Raw genomic sequence first — 21,698 nt, forward strand, 5'->3', positions numbered from 1 at the left:
GGCATCCATGGCCGAATCGCAGCCGGTTGCCGATGGTCATGTCTACGCGGCGCTGCAGCAGTTGATGCTGCTGGAGCACCGTGTGCGTGGCCTGAGTTTTCTGTCGCGGCAACCGCTTTCCAGCATCCTGTCCGGCAGCCATGCGGCGCGCCTGCGCGGGCGTGGACTGAGCTTCGACGAGCTGCGCCAGTACAACCCCGGCGACGACCTGCGCCACCTGGACTGGCGCGCCTCGCTGCGCTACGGCAAGCCCTTCGTGCGCAGCTACACCGAGGAGCGCGACCGGCCGACCCTGTTGCTGGTGGACCAGCGCATGAGCATGTACTTCGGCTCCCGGCGCAGCTTCAAGTCAGTGCTCGCCGCCGAGCTTGCCGCACTGGGTGGCTGGATGGCGCTGCAGGCGGGCGACCGGGTCGGCGGCCTGGTGTTCGGTGACCGCCGCATCGAGTACATCCGCCCCCTGCGCAGCCGGGCGAGGGTGGAGGCGCTGTGCGCCGCTATCGTCCGACACAACCATGCGCTGCACGCCACGCGCGGCGACGAGGACTCACCGGGGCAGCTGGACCGCGTACTGCGCCAGTGCCTGGGCGTGGCCGGCCACGACAGCCTGGTGGTGATCATCAGCGACTTTGCCGGCGTCACCGAGCAGACGTTGCAACTGCTGCGACAGCTGAATGCGCACAACGACGTGCTGGCGCTGCAGGTCTTCGATCCCATCGCCCTGCAACTGCCCGACAAGGGCCGGGTGACGGTGACCCAGGGCGAGCTGCAGGTCGAGCTGGAGGTGGGCCGGCGCCAGGTCCACCGGCCGCTGGGGGAGTTTCTTTCCGGGCGGCTCAGGGACGTCGCGACGCTGCTGCGCCGCAGCCAGGTGCCGCTGATGATGTTCAGCAGCGGCCGCGACGCCCTGGAGCAGTTGCGCGGCGAACTCGGGCGCCTGGCGCGATGAGCGTTCCCAGCATCGATCAACTCCAGGAGCTGGCCGCGCCGCCGCCGGTGGTCAGCTATTGGCCGCAGACCTGGGCCTGGGTGGTGCTGGCGCTGGCGGTGCTGTTGCTGCTGGCGGCGGCAGCGCTGTGGCGCTATCGGCGCTGGCGGCGCGACCGTTACCGGCGTGAGGCGCTGGCCATGCTCGATGAACTTGGTGCCGCCATGAAGGAGCCTTCCCGGCGCTTGGCCGCCTTGCGCCAGCTGCCAATGCTGGTCAAGCGGGTCGCCCTGTCGATGCCGGGTGGTGCCGCCTCGGCGCCCCTGGGCGGCGCTGACTGGCAGGCCTTTCTGCAACAGCACAGCACGACGGCGTTGCCGGCCGATCTCGAACGGCAACTGGCACTGCTGGCCTACGCCCCGGATACCCGCATCCAGGCCCTGGGCGAGCAGGACGCGCAGGCCTTGCTGGCTGCCTGCCGGCAATGGGTCGAGGTGCACCATGTGGCAGCTTGAGTACCCTTGGCTGTTGCTCCTGCTGCCCTTGCCCTGGCTCGCCTGGCGCTACCTGCCGGCCTACCGCGAATCGCGTAGCGCCCTGCGGGTGCCGTTCTTCGCGGCCATGAGCCACGCCGCGGGCCAGGAGCCGAGCCGTGGCGGCGCCGCTGGCGGGCGCTGGCAATTGCCGCTCAACCTGCTGGTCTGGGCGCTGGTGCTGCTCGCCTGCGCGCGCCCGGTGCTGGTGGAAAAGCCCATCCAGCGCGTGCAGCCGATCCGCGACCTGATGCTGGCCATCGACATCTCGCAGTCCATGGAAACCAGCGATTACCGCGATGCGGCGGGTAACCGGGTCGACCGCCTGAGCATCGTCAAGGGCGTGGTGCGCGACTTCATCGGCCAGCGCAAGGACGACCGCATCGGCCTGATCGTCTTTGGCACCGGCGCTTTCGCGCAATCGCCGCCGACGCTGGACCACGCCAGCCTGCTGATGCTGCTCGACGAAGTGGGCATCGGCATGGCCGGGCCCAATACCGCGCTGGGCGATGCCATCGGCCTGACCCTGAAACTGCTGGAGAACGCGCCGGAGCAGCAGAAGGTGCTGATCCTGCTCACCGACGGCAACGACACCGGCAGCGCGATCACGCCGGCTCACGCCGCTGCCATGGCCCACGAGCGTGGGGTGGTGGTGCACACCATCGGCATTGGCGACCCCGAGGCCAGCGGCGAGTCGAAGGTGGACCTGCAGACCCTGCGCGATATTGCCCGGACCACGGGCGGTCGTTTCTTCCGCGCGGGCGACCGCGAGGCTCTGCAGACGGTCTATGCGACGCTGGACCAGATCACCCCGCACCAGGTGAAGACCTTGAGCCACCAGCCCAAGCGCGACCTGTTCTGGCTACCGCTGGGCGCGGCGCTGCTGTTGCTGCTGGCAGCCCATGCGCTCGCGGCCATCGCCGGCCGGCTGGCCGTTCCGCGTGCGGCGCAGGTCGGCCAGGAGGCGGAGGGCTGATGGATATCGATCTGGGCGCCTTCCATTTCCTCCGTCCGCTGTGGCTGCTGCTTCTGCTGCCGGGCATCCTGCTGCCGCTGCTCTGGAGCCGCCGCCACGACCTGATGCGGCGCCTCGACGGGATCATCGCGCCGCACCTGCTGCAACATCTGCTGATCACCCCGGTCGACCCGCATCGCGTGCGCCCGGTGCAACTGCTGGGCGCCGTACTGGCGATCGGCGGCGTGGCGGCTGCCGGGCCCACCTGGGAGCAGGATCGTCCGGCCTTCCTGGAAAACCGCGCGCCGCTGATCCTGGCGCTGGACCTGTCGCCCTCGATGGCCGCCCACGATGTCCCGCCCTCGCGCATCGAGGCGGCCAAGCACAAGCTGCACGATCTCATTGCGCGTCGGCCGGGCAGCCCCACGGCACTGATCGCCTACGCCGGCAGCACGCACCTGGTGCTGCCGGCGACCCAGGACGCGGCGCTGCTCGACAGCTTCCTGCAGGCGCTGTCGCCTGGCCTGATCCAGCGCGCCGGCAAGGATGCGCTGGGTGCCATCGAGAAGGCCATGCAGCTGCTGGCTGCCGAGCACTCGCCCGGCACCCTGGTGTTGCTGACCGATGGCGCCGACAGACAGCAGTTCGACGCCATCGACAAGGCACTGCGCGGCAGCGAGCTGCAGGTGCTGGTGCTGGCGGTCGGCAGCCAGGACGGCGGCCTGCTTGCCGGTGGCCAGCAGGACTCGGCGGGCCGCCCCTTGCTCGCCACCTTCGATGCGGAAGGCCTGAAGGGCCTGGCGGATGCTGCGGATGCGCCGCTCGGCAGCCTGACCCTCAACGACGACGACCTGGACTGGATCGAACTGCACGCCCAGCAGCATTTCCAGGCCGCCCAGGGCGATGCGCGACAACTGCACTGGAAGGACGCCGGCTACTGGTTGTGCTGGCCCCTGCTGCTGCTCGTGTTGCTCAGTGTGCGCAAGGGCTGGAAGGTGCACTGGCTGAGCGCGCTGCTGCTCGCCGCCAGCCTGGGCGGGCTGCCGCAACCGGCGCGCGCCGGAGTGCTCGCCGATGCCTTCTTCACGCCCGACCAGCAGGGGCGCTGGGCGTTCGAGCACGGGCATTACCCGCAGGCGGCGGCGCAGTTCCGCGATCCCTTCTGGAAAGGCCTGGCGGCCTACCAGGCGGCGGACTACCCGCTGGCGCTGGCCAGCTTCGCCCGGCTGGATACGGCGCAGGGCTATTTCTACCTGGGCAACACCTATGTGCGCCTGTCGAAGTTCGACCAGGCCATCGGCGCCTATCGCCAGGCACTGGCGCGCCAGACCGAGTTCCCGCAGGCCACGGCGAACCTGGCATTGGCGCTGGCCTTGCAGAAGGATCACGAGGATCAGCAGGAGGCCGGCCCGCCGGATGAAAAGCCCGACCAGGAGGTCTTCGACAACACCGCCGGCAAAGGCAAGGATGTGCCGCGCAAGGGCGCCCAGGTCGAGTCGGACGAGCAGTGGCTGAACAACCTGAGCACCTCGCCGGCACAGTTCCTGCGCCGCAAGTTCATGCTGCAGGACGCGGCGACGGGGGCGGGCTCATGAAGTGCGCGCTGGCCATCCTGCTGCTGTGCCTGCCGCTGCTCGGCGTTGCCGCCGAACCCGAGGTGAGGGTTCGCGCCCAGCTGTTGCCGGGGGATTCGGTCATGGTGGGCGGCACGCTCAACCTGCAACTCGACCTGCTCGTGGACACCTGGTTCAGCCAGCCGCCGCAGTTGCCGCCGCTCAAGCTGGCCGGCGCAGTGGTCTCCGAGCCGGCCAGCGAGGCCACGCACCTCACCGAGGCGATCGACGGCAAGACTTTCTTCGGCCTGCGCTACCGCTACCAGATCACGCCACAGTCGGCGCGCGGCTTCGACATCCCGATGCTGGATATCCAGGTGCAGCCGGGGCAGGGCAGTGGCCCGGTGCAGGTGCACAGCCAGGCGCTGCACTTCACCGCACGCCAGCCCGCCGGCGCGGGTGGCGAATCGGCGCAGCGGCTGGTGGCCAGTCGGGTGACCATCAGCCAGGAACTCACGGCCTCCCATGAACCGCTGCGGGTCGGGGACAGCGTGACGCGCAAGGTGCATGTCCGGGCCGAGGGGGCGCAAGCGATGCTGATTCCCGCGCCGGCCTTCACCGACGTCGAAGGCCTGCGCCGCTACCTGCAGTCGCCGACCGTGCAGCCCCTGGGCGACGGCCGTGGTGGTGTGCTGGGAGGCGAGCGCATGGACGCGGTGACCTACGTGGTCAACCGTGCCGGAGACTTCCAGCTTCCTGCCATCGAGCTGCCGTGGTGGGCTGCGGACAGTGGTGAACAGCACTCGGCCTCCGCCCCCGCAATGAAGCTGTCGGCCAGCGGGGCGGCTGTCTATGAAGCGCCATTCTCGATCAGTGACGATCTGCGAGAGCTGGGCCGCCGGGCGCAGGTGCGCATCGCCAGCCATTGGCTGGCACTGGCCGCCGCGGTGCTGGTGCTGGCAGCGATTGGCTATGCGTTGCGCACCTGGGGGGGGCCGTTGCGGATGGCTGCGCTTGGTGCTGTCGAACGCCGCCGTCAGGCCTGGCGGGAGTCGCCGGCATACGCCTGGCGACAGGTCCGTCAGCAGCTCGAGCGCGATCCGCCGCAGGTGGGGGCGTTGTATCTGTGGCTTCGTCGGACGAACGGTTTTCGTGAAATAAGTGCGGCAGTTCCTGAACGCTCCGTCAAAGTCGCCAATCCTTTGCTAGCGTTTCTCGGGGGCCGCTACGGGCAGCCGGGGTCGCAGCCCGGCGCGGGGCCAGGGCCACTGATCCAGGCCTTGCCGGATATTCGCCGGGAACTGGGCACGAGCAAGCCGACGAGCCTGCCGGCCCATGCCCTCAAACCTTTGAATCCGTGATCCAGGGAGGTGACATGCATTCGACACTCGCTCAACCGCTGGTCCGCTGGATGTTCCTGCTGCTCTGCCTGCCGCTGCTGGCTCAGGCGGCGGACGAGTTGCCGTCGTGGAACGACGGGCCCTCGCGGCAGGCCATCGTTGCCTTCGTGGAAGCGGTGACCCAGGAGGGCGGCAAGGACTTCGTGCCGCCGGCCGAGCGTATCGCCGTGTTCGACAACGACGGCACGCTGTGGAGCGAGCAGCCGATGTACTTCCAGGTCCTCTTCGCGCTGGACGAAGTGAAGCGGCAGGCGCCGCAGCACCCGGAATGGAAAGAGAAGCAGCCGTTCAAGGCAGTGCTCGAAGGCGACCACAAGGCCCTGGCCGACAGCGGCATGCCGGGCATCCTGGAGATAGTCGCCGCGACCCATGCGGGCGTCAGCACCGAGGAGTTCATCGCCAACGCCCGCCGCTGGCTGGCCAGCGCCCGGCATCCGCGCAGCCACAAGCCCTACACCGAGATGGTCTTCCAGCCGATGCTGGAACTGCTGGGTTACCTGCGCGCCAACGGCTTCAAGACCTACATCGTCTCCGGTGGTGAAGTGGCGTTCATGCGCGCGTTCGCCGAAGAGGTCTACGGCATCCCGCCCGAGCAGGTGATCGGCACTACCCTGGGCAGCCGCTTCGAGGACCGCGACGGCGTGCTGTCGATCCAGCGCCTGCCCAAACTGGTGCACAACGACGATGGCCCCGGCAAGCCGGAGAGCATCGACAGCATCATTGGCCGTCGGCCGATCCTGGCTTTCGGCAACTCCGACGGCGACCTGCAGATGCTGCAGTGGACCACCGCAGGCAAGGGGCTGCGCTTCGCCGGCCTGGTGCACCACACCGATGAAAAACGCGAGTGGGCCTACGACCGGCAGAGCAAGGTCGGGCGCCTGGACAAGGCGCTCGATGTGGCAAAGGCAAAGGATTGGGTCGTAGTGGACATGAGCAAGGAGTGGAAGCGGATCTATCCGTTCGACCAGTAATACACCAACAAGCAAGACCGCAGGGACACGGGGATTTCCAGCCGGGCAGTCGGCATCTTCAGTGAACGCAGTCGTGGCAAACGACCAGTAACTGGAATGGAGAAACACCAATGAAGCGCACGGGAAGATGGATATCGCGGTTCGCCCTCGCGGCGACGGCGATAATGGGGTGCTCGGTCGCCAGTGCGGCGGACAAGCCGAACATCCTGGTGATCTTCGGCGACGATATCGGCCAGACCAATATCAGCGCCTACGCGTTCGGCGTGGTCGGCTACCAGACGCCGAACATCGATCGCCTCGCCAAGGAAGGCATGATGTTCACCGACTACTACGCGGAGAACAGCTGCACCGCCGGCCGGTCAACCTTCATCACCGGGCAGGCGATCCTGCGTACCGGGCTGTCCAAGGTGGGCATGCCGGGCGTGCCGGTGGGGCTGCAGGACCGCGATGTCACCATCGCCCAGGCGCTCAAGGCGCATGGCTATGCCACCGGCCAGTTCGGCAAGAACCACCTGGGCGACCGGGACGAGTACCTGCCCACCAAGCACGGCTTCGACGAATTCTTCGGCAACCTCTACCACCTCAATGCCGAGGAAGAGCCTGAGCGCCCCTACTGGCCCAAGGATGACGAGGCCTTCACCAAGGCCGCGACGCCGCGTGGCGTGATCAAGGCCACGGCCGACGGCAAGATCGAGGACACCGGCGCGCTGAACAGCAAGCGCATGGAAACCATCGACGACGACACCACCCAGGCCGCGATCAACTTCATGGACAAGCAGGTCAAGGCCGACAAACCGTTCTTCGTGTGGATGAACACCACGCGCATGCATGCCTTCACCCACATCCGCGATTCGATGAAGGGCCAGAGCGGCATGGCGGGCAACGACTATGCCGACGGCATGATCGAGCACGACGGTGACGTCGGCAAACTGCTCAAGGCGGTGGATGACCTTAAGATCGCTGACAACACCATCGTCGTCTACACCACCGACAACGGCCCGAACCAGTGGTCCTGGCCGGACGCGGCGACCACACCGTTCCGCAATGAGAAGAACTCCAACTGGGAGGGCGCCTACCGGGTGCCGGCGATGATCCGCTGGCCGAACCACATCAAGCCGGGCAGCGTCTCCACCCAGATGTTCTCCGGGCTTGACTGGTTCCCGACCTTGCTGGCCGCCATCGGCGATACCGACATCAAGGATCGCCTGCTCAAGGGTGCTGATGTCGGCGGCAAGACCTTCAAGGTGCACCTGGACGGCTACAACCAGCTGGACTACCTGACCGGCAAGACCGACAAGGGCGCGCGCAACGAGTTCTACTACTTCAACGACGACGCCGAGCTGGTGGGCATGCGCTTCGGCGACTGGAAGATCGTCTGGTGCGAACAGCGCGCACCGGGTGGCCTGAAGGTCTGGAGCGAGCCGTTCACCTGCCTGCGCGTGCCCAAGCTGTTCAACCTGCGCATGGACCCGTACGAGCGGGCGGACGTGGTCTCCGACCAGTACTACGACTGGCTGACCAAGAACGACTACCTGCTGTTCCAGGGGACGCAGAAGGCCGCGAAGTTCCTGCAGACCTTCGTCGATTATCCGCCGAGCCAGCGCCCGGCGAGCTTCAGCATCGACCAGATCCGCAAGGATGTGGACGCGAAGATCGAAGCGAAGATGAAGCAGGGCGCCAAGTAGTGAGCGGTAACCGGGGCGCCCGAACGGCGGCGCCCGATTCCTCCCCCGCGATAGCCCGGCTATCGCGGGGGTTTCTCTGTCAGACAAGGTTGATTCGATGCCTCCAGCGGTCAGCTCGTCCCCGATGAACACCCGTCGTGCCACCCCGACGCAGTTGCGTTCGCACCCTGGGCTGGCAGCCTGGGTGCCGGCACTGCTGCTGTTCGCCTCGGGCGGGTCGGCGCTGGTGTTCCAGGTGTTGTGGGTCAAGCAGCTTTCGCTGGTGGTGGGTGTGGAGGTGTACGCCGTCACCACCGCAATCAGTGCCTTCTTCGCCGGGCTGGCCCTGGGTGGCCTGGCCTTCGGCCGTCTCGCGGATCGGCTGGAGCGGCCACTGCGGCTGTACGCCGGCCTGGAGTTACTGGTGGCGCTGCTGGCCGTCGCCGCCACCGTCGCGCTGGCCAATGCCGCCAGCACCTTCGCCTTCCTGGAAGAAGCGCTCGGCGCCCTGGCCTGGGTGCTGCCGTTCGTGCTGGTCGGTGTACCGGCTTTCTTCATGGGCGGCACCCTGCCAGTGCTGGTGCGTGCGCTGGAACCGGCCGAAGGGCAGATGGGGCGCGCCGGCGGGGGCCTGTATGCCGCCAATACGGCGGGCGCCATCGGCGGCACGCTGCTGGCTGCCTTCGTGTTGTTGCCCTGGCTGGGCGTGCTGGGGAGCGCCTGCGCGGCGGCTGTGTTCAACCTGTTCGCCGCCGGCGGGGCGCTGCTGATCCGCCAGCAGACGGCACGGACCACGGTGCCTGACGCGCCGACCACCGGCCCGCGCAGCCGTGCGGCACGCCTGGCCATAGCGCTGTACTGCGTCGCTGGCGGCGTGGCACTGGGGTACGAGGTGGTCTGGACGCAATCCATCGTCCAGTTCATGAGCACGCGCACCTTTGCCTTTGCCGTGGTCCTGGCCACCTACCTCTGCGGCCTGGTGCTGGGCAGCGCCCTGTATGCCCGGCGCGCCGATCGCCTCCGCGATCCCTGGGGCCTGTTCGGCCTGCTCATCGCCGCGGCGGGACTGCTGGCCGTTGCGCAGATCGCCGGTCTCGGCACCTGGCTGATCGGCCTGCAGACCCGCGTCGAATGGCTGGTGCTGCAAGCCGGTGGCAGCGAGCTGGCAGGCATGTGCGCGCGCTTCACGGTGGCGGCGCTGTGTGTGGTGTTCCTGCCGACGACCCTGCTGGGCGCGGCTTTCCCCATCGCCCTGCGGCTGTCGGTGGATCGAAACCACGTTGGCCGCGATGTCGGCGTCGTGGTGGCGCTCAACACCTTGGGTGGCATTGTCGGTGTCATGCTGACCGGCTTCGTGCTCGTCCCCGGGCTGGGACTGGTGCGCACGCTGGCCGTGCTTGGAGCGCTGGCCGCCGTCATCGGCCTGCTGGCCGTCTGGTTCGGCGAAGGCGTGAGCAGAAAGCGGCGCGTCGGCGTCGTCGTCGTGGCGGTGTTTGCCGTGGCAATCGGCGCCCTGACGCCGCCGCAGCACCTGGCCGAGCTGATGCCGGGCGCGCGCAACGGCCGGATCGGCTTCTATGCCGAGGGCCGCGGCGGCACCGTTGCCGTCATCGAGCAGGGCAGGGGCGACAACCGCTTCAACCGCCTCTACATCCAGGGCGTTTCCAATACCGGCGATGCCATGCCATCGCTGCGCTACATGCGCCTGCAGGCGCTGCTGCCCCTGTTGATCCACAACGGCGAGCCGCGCTCGGCGCTGGTGATCGGTTTCGGCACCGGTATCACCGCCGGCGCCATGCTGCGCTACCGCGACCTGCAACACCCGGTGGTGGCCGAGTTGCTGCCGGAAGTGCTGGCCGCAGCACCGAGCTTCAAGGGCAATTTCGACGCCATCCACGATCCGCGCCTGGACATCCGCCTGCGCGATGGCCGCCGCGAGCTGCTGCGCAGCGCCGAGCGCTACGACATGATCACCCTGGAACCGCCGCCGCCTTCGGCCGCCGGGGTGGTCAACCTGTATTCCCGTGACTTCTACCAGCTCGCTGCCTCGCGCCTGGAAGAAGGCGGCGTGGTTGCCCAGTGGCTGCCGTTGCCGACGCAGAACGACGAGGAAAGCCGCTCGCTGGTGCGCAGCTTCATCGACGTCTTCCCCTACGCCACGCTGTGGACCACGGAGTTCCACGAGATGCTGCTGGTGGGCTCGCTGCAGCCGCTGCACCTGGACGTGACGACCATCCGCCAGCGCTTCGAACAACCGGAAGTCGCCGCCGCGCTGGGGGAGGTCGGGATCGACTCGGTCGAAGCGCTGCTGGCCACCTGGGTCACCGACCGGGCAGGGCTGGAGCGCTACGCCGGCGATGCGCTGCCGGTGACCGACGATCACCCGCGCATCGAATACGCGCCCTGGGTCCGCCCGAAGGAAATCGCCCGCGTGCTGCCAGCCCTGCTCGCCCTGCGCACGGCGCCCCCGCTGGAGAACGCCCTGCCTTCGGTCCAGGCATCGGTCAATGACGGCTGGCGGAGGCTGCGCCGCTTCTACGACCTCAGCCTGAACGCCTACCGCGGCGACCGCCAGGCCTGGGCCCGCGATGCCCGGCAGGTGGCCCTGGATGATGGCGACAATCCCTATTACCGCTGGTTCCTCGGCGCCCCTTGAGAGGGCGCGGCTGGCTGATTGCGGTTCTCTGCTACTGGCTGCTTCCGGCCCCTGGCGGACATTCGTATTGCACTGCGCGAGCCGTCAGCGAATAGCGGCCCCCTGCAATTTCAGCGTCCGGATGCTGTGAATGCGTCGGCTCGATGAAAGGGCGTTAGCACCCGCCATAGCGCAATCATGGGGTCCTGGTAGCTGGCGAAGGCCGCCCCATGGTTCTTTCGGCATGGGTTGCAATGGCCATGGCCGACAGCCTTGGGTGCAGCAGGCGGCGAGTCGATCCGCCGGGGTGTGGCCACGCGGGCGGCGGATTGCTTTCAGTGGAGGGTGGGGAAGCGCGCCTTCACCAGTTCCTGTGCCTGCCAGGTCATCTGGTCGAGCAGGCGGTCGCGTTTCTTCTCCGCCTCGCGCATCGCCTTGCTGCCGTTCTGCTTCACCAGGTAGGCGTGGATCTGCCGCACCTCCTTGGACTGGTAGATCGGTGCCAGGTCCTGCACCGCGACCATGCCGTCGGAGCGGTGGTCGCGGGTGTTCATCAGCACGTGCGGGCCTTGCGCCGCCAGCGGTTTGAAGCCCATCGCCTCGAAGACCGGCACCTTGCCCGCCGCGCAGGCCAGTTCGGCGTGGGGGCGCTGCTCGATCATCTTCTGCAGCATGGCACGGGCGATACCGCGCCGGCGGTGGCTGGCCTGGACGGCGAGGTACGCCAGGGTGCAGGCCTGGGCGTCATCCTGGCTCGGCAGGTAGAGGGCAAAGCCCAGTACCTGCGACGGGTCTTCATCGTCCAGGGCGAGGATCAGGCGGGCGGGACTCGCGGCGGAGCCGTCCATGGCCTGCAGGTACAGGTGCACCTCGAAGCCGATCACGTACTGGTACAGCTGGAACAGCGGGTTGCTGGGCGTCAGCGGCACCGGGCTGATGTCGCTGAAGTCGTCCACCACCAGTTGCAGCACCTGGCTTTTCAGGGATTCGGGGGGCGAGGTGTCGAGGGTGACGAGGGTGAACATCTGCAGCGGGCTCCGGGCGTGGCCGATCCGGGGGAATCGGCGTGGCGGCCATTGTAACCTCCGCGGGCCTCCCGCGATTCCTCCGGTGGGCGCTTGGCGGCAGACGCCCCTCAGCTGTCCCAGCCACCGCCGAGGGTCTTGTACAGGGTCACCCGGTTGACCTGCTCGGACAGCTCCAGGCTGATCAGCGACTGCTGTGCGGAGTACAGCGAACGCTGTGCGTCGAGCACCTCGAGGAAGCTTTGCGAGCCCTGCTTGTACAACGCCAGGGACAGGTCGTAGCTCTTCTCGGTGGCCTGGGTCAGGCTGCGCTGGGCGTCGAGTTGCTCGCTGATGTGGCTGCGTACGGAGAGGGCGTCGGCGACTTCGCTGAAGGCAGTCTGCAGGGTCTTCTCGTACTTGGCCACGTCGATGTCGCGGGTGACCTTCGCCGCGTCGAGGCTCGCGCGGTTGCTGCCGGCGTTGAAGATCGGCAGGTTGATCGACGGGGCGAAGCTCCAGGCGCGGCTGCCGGACTTGAACAGCCCGGACAGCTCGCTGCTGGCGCTGCCGCCGCTGGCGGTCAGGGTCACGCTGGGGAAGAAGGCCGCGCGCGCGGCGCCGATGTCGGCGTTGGCGGCCTTGAGCGTGTGCTCGGCGGCCAGCACATCGGGGCGGCGTTGCAGCAATGTCGAGGGCAGGCCGGCGGGGACGTTGACCAGCAAGGCGGCATCGAGCCTGGCGTCGCCGGGCAGCAGGCTGTCGTCCAGGCGTTCGCCCACCAGCAGTTCCAGGGCGTTGCGGTCCTGTTCGACCTGGCTGGCGTAGTTGGCCACGTCGGCGCGGGCCGATTCCACGGTGCTGCGCGACTGCGCCAGGCTCAGGCCCGACTGGCCGCCCAGGCCGTGGGCCTGCTGCACCAGATCGTAAGTCTTCTGCTGGCTGGCGTAGGTGTCCTTGGCCAGGGTCAGCAATTGCTGGTCGGCGGCCAGGGTCATCCAGGCACTGGCGACTTCCGCCACCAGGCTGATCTGCGTGCTGCGGCGGGTCTGTTCGAGGGACAGGTAGTCCTCCAGCGCAGCGTCCTTGAGGTTGCCCAGGCGGCCGAACAGGTCCAGCTCGTAGTTGCTCACGCCCAGGCCGACGCTGTACTGGCTGCTGACGGCGTTGCTGCTGCCCTCGGCCACGCCACGCTGGCGGGTGCCGTCAGCGCTCGCAGAGACTGCCGGGAACAGTGCCGCGCGCTGGATACGGTACTGCGCCTGCTGGTACTCGACGTTCAGTGCGGCGACGCGCAGGTCGCGGTTGTTGGCCAGGGCGCGGGCCACGGTGTCACGCAGCCGCGCATCGACGAACAGCTCGCGCCAGGCGATGTCGGCGCTGGCCTGGCCGGCCGGGGTGGTGCTGGACCACTGGCTGGCCACGGGTGCTTCGGGGCGCTGGTAGTCGGGGGCGAGGTTTACGCAACCGCCGAGCGTCAACGCAAGAATCAAGGGAAGAGGGGAAAGGCGCATCAGGCTTCTCCTTCGACAGTATCGGTGACGTCGGGCGCAACGTTGGCGGCAGCCATCCGCGCGGCCAGGCGTTGCACCAGCACATAGAACAGGGGGATGAAGAACAGGCCCAGCGCCGTGGCGGCGAGCATGCCGCCCAGCACGCCGGTACCGATGGCCTGGCGGCCGCCGGCGCCGGCGCCGCTGGAGAGGGCCAGCGGCAGCACGCCGAGGATGAACGCCAGGGACGTCATCAGCACCGGGCGCAGGCGTACCCGCACCGCCTCCAGCGTCGCCGCGATCAGCTCCTGGCCGCGCTCGACATTCTCCTTGGCGAACTCGACGATGAGGATCGCGTTCTTCGCCGCCAGGCCCACGGTGGTCAGCAGGCCGACCTGGAAATACACATCGTTGGACAAGCCGCGCACGCCGGTCAGCAGCAGCGCGCCGAGGATACCCAGCGGCACCACCAGCATCACTGCGAAGGGCACCGACCAGCTCTCGTACAGTGCTGCAAGACACAGGAACACGAAGAGGATGGAGATGGCGTAGAGCAGCGGCGCCTGGTTGCCGGCCATGCGTTCCTGGTAGGACTGGCCGGTCCAGGCGTAGCCGATCCCTTCGGGCAAATGCGCCATGATTTCCTCCACGGCGGCCATGGCCACGCCGGAGCTGACGCCCGCCGCCGGCTCGCCCACCAGCTCGTAGGAACCGAAGCCGTTGTAGCGTTCCAGCAGTGGCGAGGCGGTGCTCCAGCGGGTGCTGATGAAGGTCGACATCGGCACCATGGCGCTGTCCGAGTTGCGCACGTACCAGTCGCCGATGTCCTCGGCCTGCATGCGCTTGTCGACGTCGCCCTGCATGTACACCTTCTTCACCCGGCCGGCATCGAGGAAGTCGTTCACGTAGCTGCCGCCCAGGGCGACGCTCAGGGTGTCGTTGATGTCACCGGCGGCAACGCCCATGGCGCCGGCCTTGCGGTCGTCGATGTCGACGTTGAGTTGCGGGGTATCTTCCAGGCCCTGGGCGCGGACGAAGGACAGGCGCGGGTCCTGGTTCGCCAGTTCGAGGAACTGGTTGCGCGCCTTGAGCAGCTCGGCGTGGCCGAGGCCGCCCAGGTCCTGCATCTGCACGTCGAAGCCGGAACTTTCGCCCAGGCCCATGATGGCCGGCGGGGACATGACGAACACCTGCGCGTCGAGGATCTTCATCAGCGCCATGTTGGCCCGGCGCGCCACCGATTCGGCGCTGTGTTCCTCGCCCTGGCGCTCGCTCCAGTCCTTCAGCTTGACGAAGGCGCGCCCGGAGTTCTGCGCGTTGCCGCCGTTGCCCAGGCCGCGTACGGTCATGATCGAGGCCACTTCCGGCTGCTTGAGCATGTAGTCCTGCACCTGCCGGGTGACTTCCTGCAGGCGCTCGTCGGTGCCGCCCACCGGGAGGGTCATCTGCATCATCAGCATGCCCTGGTCCTCGTCGGGGAGGAACGAGGTGGGCAGCTTGTGGAACAGCATCGCGACGCCGCCCAGCACCAGCGCATACACCACCAGCGCACGCACGGGGCGGGCCAGCACGCCGCTGACGCCGCGCTGGTAGTCGCGGGCGCCGCGGTCGAAGGTGCGGTTGAACCAGCCGAAGAATCCGCGGCGGTCTTCGCCGTGGCTCTGGCTCGGCTTGAGCAGGGTGGCGCACAGTGCCGGCGTGAGGGTCATGGCCACCAGCACGGAGAGCGCCATGGCGGCGACCATGGTCACCGAGAACTGCCGGTAGATCACCCCGGTGGAGCCGCCGAAGAAGGCCATCGGCACGAAGACCGCCGAGAGCACCACGGCGATGCCGATCAGCGCACCGCTGATCTCGCCCATGGATTGGCGCGTGGCCTCACGCGGTGACAGGCCTTTCTCGACGATGATCCTTTCGACGTTCTCCACGACCACGATGGCGTCGTCCACCAGCAGGCCGATGGCCAGGACCATGCCGAACATGGTCAGCGTGTTGATCGAATAGCCCATCAGCGAGAGCACGCCGAAGGTGCCCAGCAGCACCACCGGCACGGCCACGGCCGGGATCAGGGTGGCGCGCCAATTCTGCAGGAACAGGTACATGATCGCGACGACCAGGGCGATGGCCTCGAACAGCGTCATGACCACTTCCTGGATGGAAATCTTCACGAAGGGCGCAGTGTTGTAGGCCACTTCAGTGCGCAGTTGCAGCTTGCTGGGGAAGAATTTTTCCAGCTCGACCATCTTGTCCTGTACGCCCTGGGACACGTCCAGCGCGTTGGCGCCGGTGGCCAGGCTCACGGCCATGCCGCCGGAGGGGCGGCCGTTGTGCTCGGCGACCACGTCGTAGCTCTCGCTGCCTAGCTCCACGCGGGCCACATCGGCCAGGGTGACCACGGCGCCATTGCTCGAATGCTTGAGTACCAGCTCGCGGAACTGCGCGGCGGTGGTCAGCTTGCTGCGTGCGCTGATGGTGGCGTTGAGCTGCTGGCCGGGCCGCGCGGGGAGGGCGCCGAGCTGGCCGGCGGAAGTGTCGACGTTCTGCGCTTGCAGCGCGGTGGTGATGTCCGAGGGCATCAGCGCGTACTGCTTGAGCTTGTCCGGGTCGAGCCAGACCCGCATGGCGTAGCTGGAGCCCAGGGTGGTCACCTGGCCGACGCCGTCCACGCGGCTGATCTGGTCGTACAGCGTGCTGGAGATGAAATCGCTGATGTCGGTGGCGCTGACGTTGGGGTTGTCCGAGACCAGCGAGAGGATGATCAGGAAGTCGCTGGAGGAATTGCGGATCTCGATGCCCTGCTGCTGCACGGTCTGCGGCAGCCGTGCCTTGGCCTGTTCCAGCTTGGTCTGCACCAGCATCTGCGCGGTGTTGACGTCGGTGCCGGCCTCGAAGGTCAGGGTGATGCTGGCGCTGCCCGCCGAGCTGCTGCTGGAGGACATGTAGACCAGGCCGTCGAGGCCGGTCATCTGCTGCTCGATGACCTGGGTCACCGAGTCTTCCATGGTCTTGGCGGAGGCGCCGGTGTAGGTGGCGCTGAGGGTGATCTGCGGCGGCGCGATGTTGGGATACTGCGCCAGCGGCAGCTGGGTGATGGCCAGGCCGCCGCCGAGCATCACCAGGATGGCGATGACCCAGGCGAAGATCGGCCGGTCGATGAAGAAGCGTGCCATGGGTTCTGCCTCAGTCGTGGCTGTCGGTTTGCGCGGTCAGGCTGTTGCCGGCGCCGGCCTCGATGGCCTGGACCTCCTGGCCGACGCGCACCTTCTGCAGGCCCTGGACGATCAGCTGGTCGCCTTCGTCCAGGCCCTTGCTCACCCACCAGCGGTTGCCCACTGCACGGGCGAGGGTCAGCTCGCGCTGCTCGACCTTGCCGTCCACCACCACCAGCGCGGTGGCATCGCCGCGCTCATCGCGGCTCACGCCCTGCTGCGGTACGAGGATGGCGTCCTGCTGCACGCCTTCCTGCAACGTCGCCTTGATGTACATGCCCGGCAGCAGCAGGCCATCGGGGTTGGGCACGAGGGCGCGCAGGGTGACGCTGCCGGTGCTTTCGTCAACGCTGACGCCATTGAAGGTGAGGGTGCCTTCGTGGCCGTAGGTGCTGCCGTCTTCCAGCTCCAGGCTGATGCGCGTGGCGTCCTTCTGCTCGGCCGGGGCGAGCTTGCCCTCGGCCAGCTCGCGCTTGAGGCGCAGCAGGGTGCTGCTGGGCTGGGTGAAGTCGACGTAGATCGGGTCCAGCTGCTGCACCGTGGTCAGCGCGGTGGTCTGCTCGGCGGTGACCAGCGCGCCCGGTGTGACCGAGGAGGTAGAGGTCTGACCGTCGATGGGCGCGTTGATCTTGGTGTAGCCGAGATTGATCCGTGCCGTGCGCAGTGCGGCCTGGGCCGACTGCAGGCTGGCGCGGGCTTCGAGCAGGGAGGCCTGGGCGCTTTCGTTGTCTTCGGCGCTGATGGCGTCGATCTTCACCAGCTGTGCGTCGCGCTTCGCCTTCAGCTCTGCGGCCTTGAGCGTGGCGCGTGAGGAGGTGACCGTCGCCTCGGCCTGGGCCAGTGCGGCTTCGTAAGGCTGCGGGTCGATCTGGTAGAGCGGCTGGCCGGCCTTCACCGTGGCGCCTTCTTCGAACAGGCGCTTGAGCAGGATGCCGCCCACCTGCGGGCGGATCTCCGCGACCAGGTGCGCACTGGCACGGCCGGGCAGGGTCATGCTCAAGGCTTGCGGGCCACTGCTGACGTGGTACACGCCGACCTGCTGGACCAGGGTGGGCGGCTGGGCGGGGCCCGAGTCTCGGCAGCCCGCCATGGCGAGCAGGCCGGCGCCCAGCAGCAGGGCGCGGGCCAATGGAGAGAGCAGGGAGAGGTTAAGCGCGAAGGAAGACATCCGTGGGGCTCCGGACCTAATGAATTTCAGGCTTCCAGGCTGCTCGGGAAATGTGCAGGGAATGTGCAGTCATCTGGGAGAAACCGCGGAGATTGCCGGTCGCGCCTTGCTGCGCGCGGGGCGGCGCGCTTCAATGTCGGCAGTTTCGATTGCCCGGCGGTGCCATGAAAATCAGCCTCTCCAGCAAGTTCTTCCTGGCCATGCTCACGGTCTGCGCCTTCGCCGTGCTCGGCATGGTGTTCGCCGCGTACCTGAGCCTGAAGTACGGCTTCCTCGGCTACCTCAACCAGCAGGCCGAGGAGCGCATGGACCTGGTGGTGCCGCGCATCGAACGGGCCTACGCCCAGCACCGCAGCTGGGACTTCATCCGGGAGGACAAGGAGCAGTGGTTCGAACTGCTGCGCCCGGACGACATCGCCCCGGACAAGGCCTTCGACGCCAGCCTGCTGACGGTGTCGGACCTCACCGGCGCGTTCGTCCGTTTCGCCCTGCTGGACGAGCAGCGCCGCCCGATCATCGGCTACCAGGCGGCGCCCGAGGACATGCTGCTGCGGCCCATTCGCTTCCAGGGGCGCACGGTCGGCTGGATGGCCCTGGCGCCGTTGCAGTCGGTCACCAGCGTGGGTGACAAGCGCTTCCAGCTCAACCAGCTGCGCTCCAGCCTGCTGGTCGGCCTGGCCTGCCTGCTGGGCACGGCAGTGATCGCCTGGTGGCTCAGCCGCGCGCTGCTGCGGCCGATCCGCGAAGTCGCCCGCGCCACCCACCGCCTGGGGGCCGGCGACTATGAAATCCAGGTGCCGGTGCGCTCCGACGATGAGGCCGGGCAATTGGCCGGGGACTTCAATCGCATGGCTTCCACCCTGGCCAGCAACGAGCGCATGCGCCGTGATTTCATGGCCGATATCTCCCACGAACTGCGCACCCCGCTGGCGGTGATGCGCGCCGAGCTCGAAGCGCTGGAAGACGGCATCCGCCCGCTGGACGGTGCCGCGATCCGTTCGCTGCAAGCGGAAGTCGGCTCATTGACCAAGCTGGTGGACGACCTGTTCGACCTGTCCCTGGCCGAAGTCGGCGGGCCGACCTACCGCCGCGAACGCATCGACCTGCGGGTTGTCCTGCCGGTGGTGGCCGAGGCATTCCAGGCGAGCTTCGCCGAACGCGGCCTGACGCTGCGCGTGGAGTTGCCGGAGCAACCGCTATGGGTGCTGGGCGATGAGTCGCGGCTGGGCCAGTTGTTGTACAACCTGCTGGAGAACAGCCGGCGCTACACTGATCGCGGCGGTTGCACCGTGCTGCGCGCGCTGCGGGAGGGCGAACGGGTGCTGGTGCAGTGCGAGGACAGCGCGCCAGGAGTGGACGCGGCATCGCTGGAGCGCCTGTTCGAGCGCTTCTACCGCGCCGAGCGTTCGCGCAACCGCGCCAGCGGCGGCACCGGGCTCGGCCTGGCGATCTGCCGGGGCATCGCCGAGGTGCACGGCGGCAAATTGAGCGCGAAGGCTTCGTCACTGGGCGGCCTGTTGCTGACCCTGGAACTGCCGGTTGCTGGAGGTGAAGCGTGAGCCAGGGACAGATTCTGCTGGTGGAGGACGAACCCAAGCTGGCCGCACTGGTGGGCGATTACCTGCGTGCTGCCGGTTTCGCGGTGGAGCATCTCGCCGACGGCCTGGAAGTGGTCCCGGCGGTCCGCCAGAAACAGCATGACCTCATGCTGCTGGACTTGATGCTGCCCGGCCGCGACGGCCTGGACATCTGCCGCGAGCTGCGTGGCTTCAGCCGCCTGCCGATCATCATGATGACCGCCCGCGTCGACGAGATCGACCGGCTGCTCGGCCTCGAACTGGGGGCCGACGACTACATCTGCAAGCCCTTCTCGCCGCGCGAGCTGGTGGCGCGGGTGAAGGCCGTGCTGCGGCGTACCGGTACCCAGGCATCGAGCTTCGGGCTGGAACTGGATGCCAGCACCTTCCATGCGCGCTACCAGGGCATCGCGCTGGATCTCACGCCGGTGGAGTTCCGCATGCTCGCCGCGCTGGCGGCGCGGCCGGGGCAGGTGCTCTCGCGCGACCAGCTGATGAACCACATCTACCAGGACCACCGGGTGGTCGCCGACCGCACCGTGGACAGCCACGTGAAGAACCTGCGGCGCAAGCTGACCGCCATCACCCCGCAGGTCGACCCGATCCGCTCGGTCTATGGGGTGGGCTATAGCCTGGAGTGCGAATAGGCACCTGATCGGTTCATGCCTTGTTTTCTGACGATTCCGATCAATGCTCTACCAGCCCGCCAGCGTTCCCGGCAGGCAGGCCGATGAGCGAGCTTTCCCCGTCCTTGATATGCGTCAACGGGATTTCATTCCGGCCAAGCACACTGGGTCCTTCAGCCTGGGGCCGCTCTGCGCGATCCCGGGCCCTGTGCATCCATGGCGCATTCCAAGCGAGGAGACAGAACGATGGCAATGATGAAAGCGGCGATCTTCGTGGAACCCGGGCGAATCGAACTGGCCGACAAACCCATCCCCGAGATCGGCCCCAACGACGCGCTGATCCGCATCACCACGACCACCATCTGCGGCACCGACGTGCACATCCTCAAGGGCGAATACCCGGTGGCCAAAGGGCTGACCGTCGGCCATGAGCCAGTGGGGGTCATCGAGAAGCTCGGCAGCGCCGTCAAAGGCTACCGTGAGGGCCAGCGGGTCATCGCCGGCGCGATCTGCCCGAACTTCAACTCCTATGCCGCGCAGGATGGCGTGCCCTCGCAGGATGGCAGCTACCTGGTCGAGAGCGGCCGCTGCGCCTGCCACGGCTACAAGGCCACCGCCGGCTGGCGCTTTGGCAACCTGATCGATGGGACCCAGGCCGAATACGTCCTCGTGCCGGATGCCGAGGGCAACCTCGCACCGATTCCGGACAGCCTCACCGACGAACAGGTACTGATGTGCCCCGACATCATGTCCACCGGCTTCAAGGGCGCCGAGAACGCCAATATCCGCATCGGCGACACCGTGGTCGTCTTCGCCCAGGGGCCGATCGGCCTGTGCGCCACCGCCGGCGCGCGCTTGCTGGGCGCCTCGACCATCATCGCGGTGGATGGCAACGCGCACCGGCTGGACATCTCCCGCAACATGGGCGCCGACGTCACCCTGGACTTCACGAAGTGCGACGTGGTGGAGGAGGTGATGAAGCTCACCGGCGGGCGCGGCGCCGATTCGTCGATCGAATGCCTGGGGCTGCCGAGCACCTTCGAGCAGGCGATGAAAGTGCTCAAGCCGGGCGGGACCCTGTCCAGCCTGGGCGTGTACTCCAAGGACGTGCAGATACCGCTTTCCGCCTTCGCCGCCGGCCTGGGCGACCACCGCATCAATACCGCGCTGTGCCCCGGCGGCAAGGAGCGCATGCGCCGGCTGATGAGCATCATCGAGTCGAACCGTGCTGACTTCGGCTCGCTGGTCACGCACCACTATGCGCTCGACGACATCGTCAACGCCTACGACCTGTTCGCCCATCAGCGCGACGGCGTGCTGAAGATCGCCATCAAACCCTGACGCGGGGAGGGGAATGGCCGCCTCCGGCAGGCGGTCAAACCCTGCTGCGTTCAGCTCGATTGCGCAGGGCAGGGCAAATCCAGTATTGTTGAGAACGATTATCATGTTTAACAAGACTGGACGTTCATGGACAGCGAGCGGGCATTCGAAAGGGATGTTGAGCGGCTCTACATTGCCCACCACGGCTGGCTGAAGGGCTGGCTGCGCCGCCGCCTGGGCGAGCACGCCGATGCCGAGGACCTGGCCCACGACACCTTCGTGCGGGTGATGCGTTCGCGCAGCGCCATCGCCGATCTGCGCCAGCCGCTGGCCTATCTCGCCACCATCGCCAACAGCCTGTTGATCAACCGCTGGCGCCGCCAGGCGGTCGAGCGGGCCTACCTGGAAGCCTTGGCCGCGCGCCCCGAAGCGCTGGCGCCGTCCGAGGAAGAGCGCCTGCTGCTGATCGAAGCGCTGGTGGAGATCGACGAACTCCTGCACGGCCTCGCGCCACAGGTACGGGAAATCTTCCTGCTGTCGCAGCTCGACGGCCTGACCTACCCGCAGATCGCGTTGCACCTGGAGCTGAGCGTCAACCAGGTGCAGAAGGCGATGAGCAAGGCGTTTGCGGCCTGCTACGCGAGCCGCTTCGAGTGAACGCC

Annotated in this window: 16 protein-coding genes; 12 read left to right on the plus strand and 4 right to left on the minus strand. The window is 67.6% G+C overall.

Features of this window, described 5'->3' with window-relative positions:
- Positions 1-7 precede the first annotated feature (7 nt).
- The 8 genes from UB43_RS05310 (at position 8) to UB43_RS05345 (ending at position 10,660) form a co-directional block, all read left to right on the plus strand.
- Positions 8-949 carry a DUF58 domain-containing protein gene (locus tag UB43_RS05310; protein WP_045209305.1) on the plus strand — a complete coding sequence of 314 codons (942 nt, stop codon included), beginning with the start codon at positions 8-10 and terminating at the stop codon, positions 947-949.
- Positions 946-1,443 carry a DUF4381 domain-containing protein gene (locus UB43_RS05315; RefSeq protein WP_045209306.1) on the plus strand — a complete coding sequence of 166 codons (498 nt, stop codon included), beginning with the start codon at positions 946-948 and terminating at the stop codon, positions 1,441-1,443. The genes UB43_RS05310 and UB43_RS05315 overlap by 4 nt, the downstream gene beginning before the upstream one ends.
- Positions 1,430-2,437, plus strand: coding sequence for a VWA domain-containing protein (locus tag UB43_RS05320; protein WP_045209307.1), 1,008 nt, complete (start codon positions 1,430-1,432; stop codon positions 2,435-2,437). The genes UB43_RS05315 and UB43_RS05320 overlap by 14 nt, the downstream gene beginning before the upstream one ends.
- Positions 2,437-4,011, plus strand: coding sequence for a VWA domain-containing protein (locus UB43_RS05325; protein WP_045209310.1), 1,575 nt, complete (start codon positions 2,437-2,439; stop codon positions 4,009-4,011). Before UB43_RS05320 ends, UB43_RS05325 begins: the two co-directional genes overlap by 1 nt.
- Positions 4,008-5,330, plus strand: a complete 1,323-nt coding sequence (locus UB43_RS05330) for a BatD family protein (RefSeq protein ID WP_045209312.1) — start codon at positions 4,008-4,010, stop codon at positions 5,328-5,330. The genes UB43_RS05325 and UB43_RS05330 overlap by 4 nt, the downstream gene beginning before the upstream one ends.
- A 14-nt stretch (positions 5,331-5,344) precedes the next feature.
- On the plus strand, positions 5,345-6,340 hold the full coding sequence (locus UB43_RS05335; RefSeq protein WP_045209314.1) for an HAD family phosphatase: 996 nt from the start codon (positions 5,345-5,347) through the stop codon (positions 6,338-6,340).
- A gap of 110 nt (positions 6,341-6,450) precedes the next feature.
- Entirely contained in the window at positions 6,451-8,025 is a 1,575-nt protein-coding gene (locus UB43_RS05340) for an arylsulfatase (protein WP_045209315.1), read from the plus strand.
- Between the two features lie 124 nt (positions 8,026-8,149).
- Positions 8,150-10,660 carry a fused MFS/spermidine synthase gene (locus UB43_RS05345; RefSeq protein ID WP_045209317.1) on the plus strand — a complete coding sequence of 837 codons (2,511 nt, stop codon included), beginning with the start codon at positions 8,150-8,152 and terminating at the stop codon, positions 10,658-10,660.
- 314 nt (positions 10,661-10,974) lie between these two features.
- Here the strand turns inward: UB43_RS05345 and UB43_RS05350 are convergent, their stop codons facing one another.
- The 4 genes from UB43_RS05350 to UB43_RS05365 form a co-directional block, all read right to left on the minus strand.
- Positions 10,975-11,664 (minus strand): GNAT family N-acetyltransferase, encoded by a 690-nt coding sequence (locus UB43_RS05350; protein ID WP_045209319.1) that lies wholly within the window; start codon positions 11,662-11,664, stop codon positions 10,975-10,977.
- A 110-nt stretch (positions 11,665-11,774) separates the two neighbouring features.
- Positions 11,775-13,157: an efflux transporter outer membrane subunit gene (locus tag UB43_RS05355; RefSeq protein ID WP_045209322.1), complete on the minus strand. Its 1,383-nt coding sequence runs from the start codon at positions 13,155-13,157 to the stop codon at positions 11,775-11,777.
- A complete protein-coding gene (locus tag UB43_RS05360; RefSeq protein ID WP_045209323.1) occupies positions 13,157-16,306 on the minus strand; it encodes an efflux RND transporter permease subunit in 3,150 nt (1,049 codons plus the stop codon). Before UB43_RS05360 ends, UB43_RS05355 begins: the two co-directional genes overlap by 1 nt.
- A 10-nt stretch (positions 16,307-16,316) precedes the next feature.
- The gene (locus tag UB43_RS05365; RefSeq protein ID WP_371318993.1) at positions 16,317-17,435 is read right to left on the minus strand and encodes an efflux RND transporter periplasmic adaptor subunit; all 1,119 of its coding nucleotides are present in this window, start codon (positions 17,433-17,435) and stop codon (positions 16,317-16,319) included.
- Positions 17,436-17,677: 242 nt separating this feature from the next.
- Here UB43_RS05365 and UB43_RS05370 point away from each other — a divergent pair, with 242 nt between their 5' ends.
- The 4 genes from UB43_RS05370 (at position 17,678) to UB43_RS05385 (ending at position 21,693) form a co-directional block, all read left to right on the plus strand.
- Entirely contained in the window at positions 17,678-19,072 is a 1,395-nt protein-coding gene (locus tag UB43_RS05370) for an ATP-binding protein (RefSeq protein ID WP_045209325.1), read from the plus strand.
- Positions 19,069-19,737 carry a response regulator gene (locus tag UB43_RS05375; protein ID WP_045209328.1) on the plus strand — a complete coding sequence of 223 codons (669 nt, stop codon included), beginning with the start codon at positions 19,069-19,071 and terminating at the stop codon, positions 19,735-19,737. Before UB43_RS05370 ends, UB43_RS05375 begins: the two co-directional genes overlap by 4 nt.
- 225 nt (positions 19,738-19,962) lie before the next feature.
- On the plus strand, positions 19,963-21,057 hold the full coding sequence (locus UB43_RS05380) for an NAD(P)-dependent alcohol dehydrogenase (protein WP_045209329.1): 1,095 nt from the start codon (positions 19,963-19,965) through the stop codon (positions 21,055-21,057).
- Positions 21,058-21,183: 126 nt separating this feature from the next.
- Positions 21,184-21,693 carry a sigma-70 family RNA polymerase sigma factor gene (locus UB43_RS05385; protein WP_045209331.1) on the plus strand — a complete coding sequence of 170 codons (510 nt, stop codon included), beginning with the start codon at positions 21,184-21,186 and terminating at the stop codon, positions 21,691-21,693.
- Positions 21,694-21,698: the final 5 nt, after the last annotated feature.

The sequence above is a fragment of the Pseudomonas sp. 21 genome (genome assembly GCF_000955805.1).
Taxonomy (GTDB): Bacteria; Pseudomonadota; Gammaproteobacteria; order Pseudomonadales; family Pseudomonadaceae; genus Pseudomonas.

Excerpts from the sequence above, each read along its gene's own strand:
- UB43_RS05310 (WP_045209305.1), top strand. The coding sequence starts at position 8 with ATGGCCGAATCGCAGCCGGTTGCCGATGGTCATGTCTACGCGGCGCTG.
- UB43_RS05315 (WP_045209306.1), top strand. The coding sequence starts at position 946 with ATGAGCGTTCCCAGCATCGATCAACTCCAGGAGCTGGCCGCGCCGCCG.
- UB43_RS05320 (WP_045209307.1), top strand. The coding sequence starts at position 1,430 with ATGTGGCAGCTTGAGTACCCTTGGCTGTTGCTCCTGCTGCCCTTGCCC.
- UB43_RS05325 (WP_045209310.1), top strand. The coding sequence starts at position 2,437 with ATGGATATCGATCTGGGCGCCTTCCATTTCCTCCGTCCGCTGTGGCTG.
- UB43_RS05330 (WP_045209312.1), top strand. The coding sequence starts at position 4,008 with ATGAAGTGCGCGCTGGCCATCCTGCTGCTGTGCCTGCCGCTGCTCGGC.
- UB43_RS05335 (WP_045209314.1), top strand. The coding sequence starts at position 5,345 with ATGCATTCGACACTCGCTCAACCGCTGGTCCGCTGGATGTTCCTGCTG.
- UB43_RS05340 (WP_045209315.1), top strand. The coding sequence starts at position 6,451 with ATGAAGCGCACGGGAAGATGGATATCGCGGTTCGCCCTCGCGGCGACG.
- UB43_RS05345 (WP_045209317.1), top strand. The coding sequence starts at position 8,150 with ATGAACACCCGTCGTGCCACCCCGACGCAGTTGCGTTCGCACCCTGGG.
- UB43_RS05350 (WP_045209319.1), bottom strand. The coding sequence starts at position 11,664 with ATGTTCACCCTCGTCACCCTCGACACCTCGCCCCCCGAATCCCTGAAA.
- UB43_RS05355 (WP_045209322.1), bottom strand. The coding sequence starts at position 13,157 with ATGCGCCTTTCCCCTCTTCCCTTGATTCTTGCGTTGACGCTCGGCGGT.
- UB43_RS05360 (WP_045209323.1), bottom strand. The coding sequence starts at position 16,306 with ATGGCACGCTTCTTCATCGACCGGCCGATCTTCGCCTGGGTCATCGCC.
- UB43_RS05365 (WP_371318993.1), bottom strand. The coding sequence starts at position 17,435 with ATGGCGGGCTGCCGAGACTCGGGCCCCGCCCAGCCGCCCACCCTGGTC.
- UB43_RS05370 (WP_045209325.1), top strand. The coding sequence starts at position 17,678 with ATGAAAATCAGCCTCTCCAGCAAGTTCTTCCTGGCCATGCTCACGGTC.
- UB43_RS05380 (WP_045209329.1), top strand. The coding sequence starts at position 19,963 with ATGGCAATGATGAAAGCGGCGATCTTCGTGGAACCCGGGCGAATCGAA.
- UB43_RS05385 (WP_045209331.1), top strand. The coding sequence starts at position 21,184 with ATGGACAGCGAGCGGGCATTCGAAAGGGATGTTGAGCGGCTCTACATT.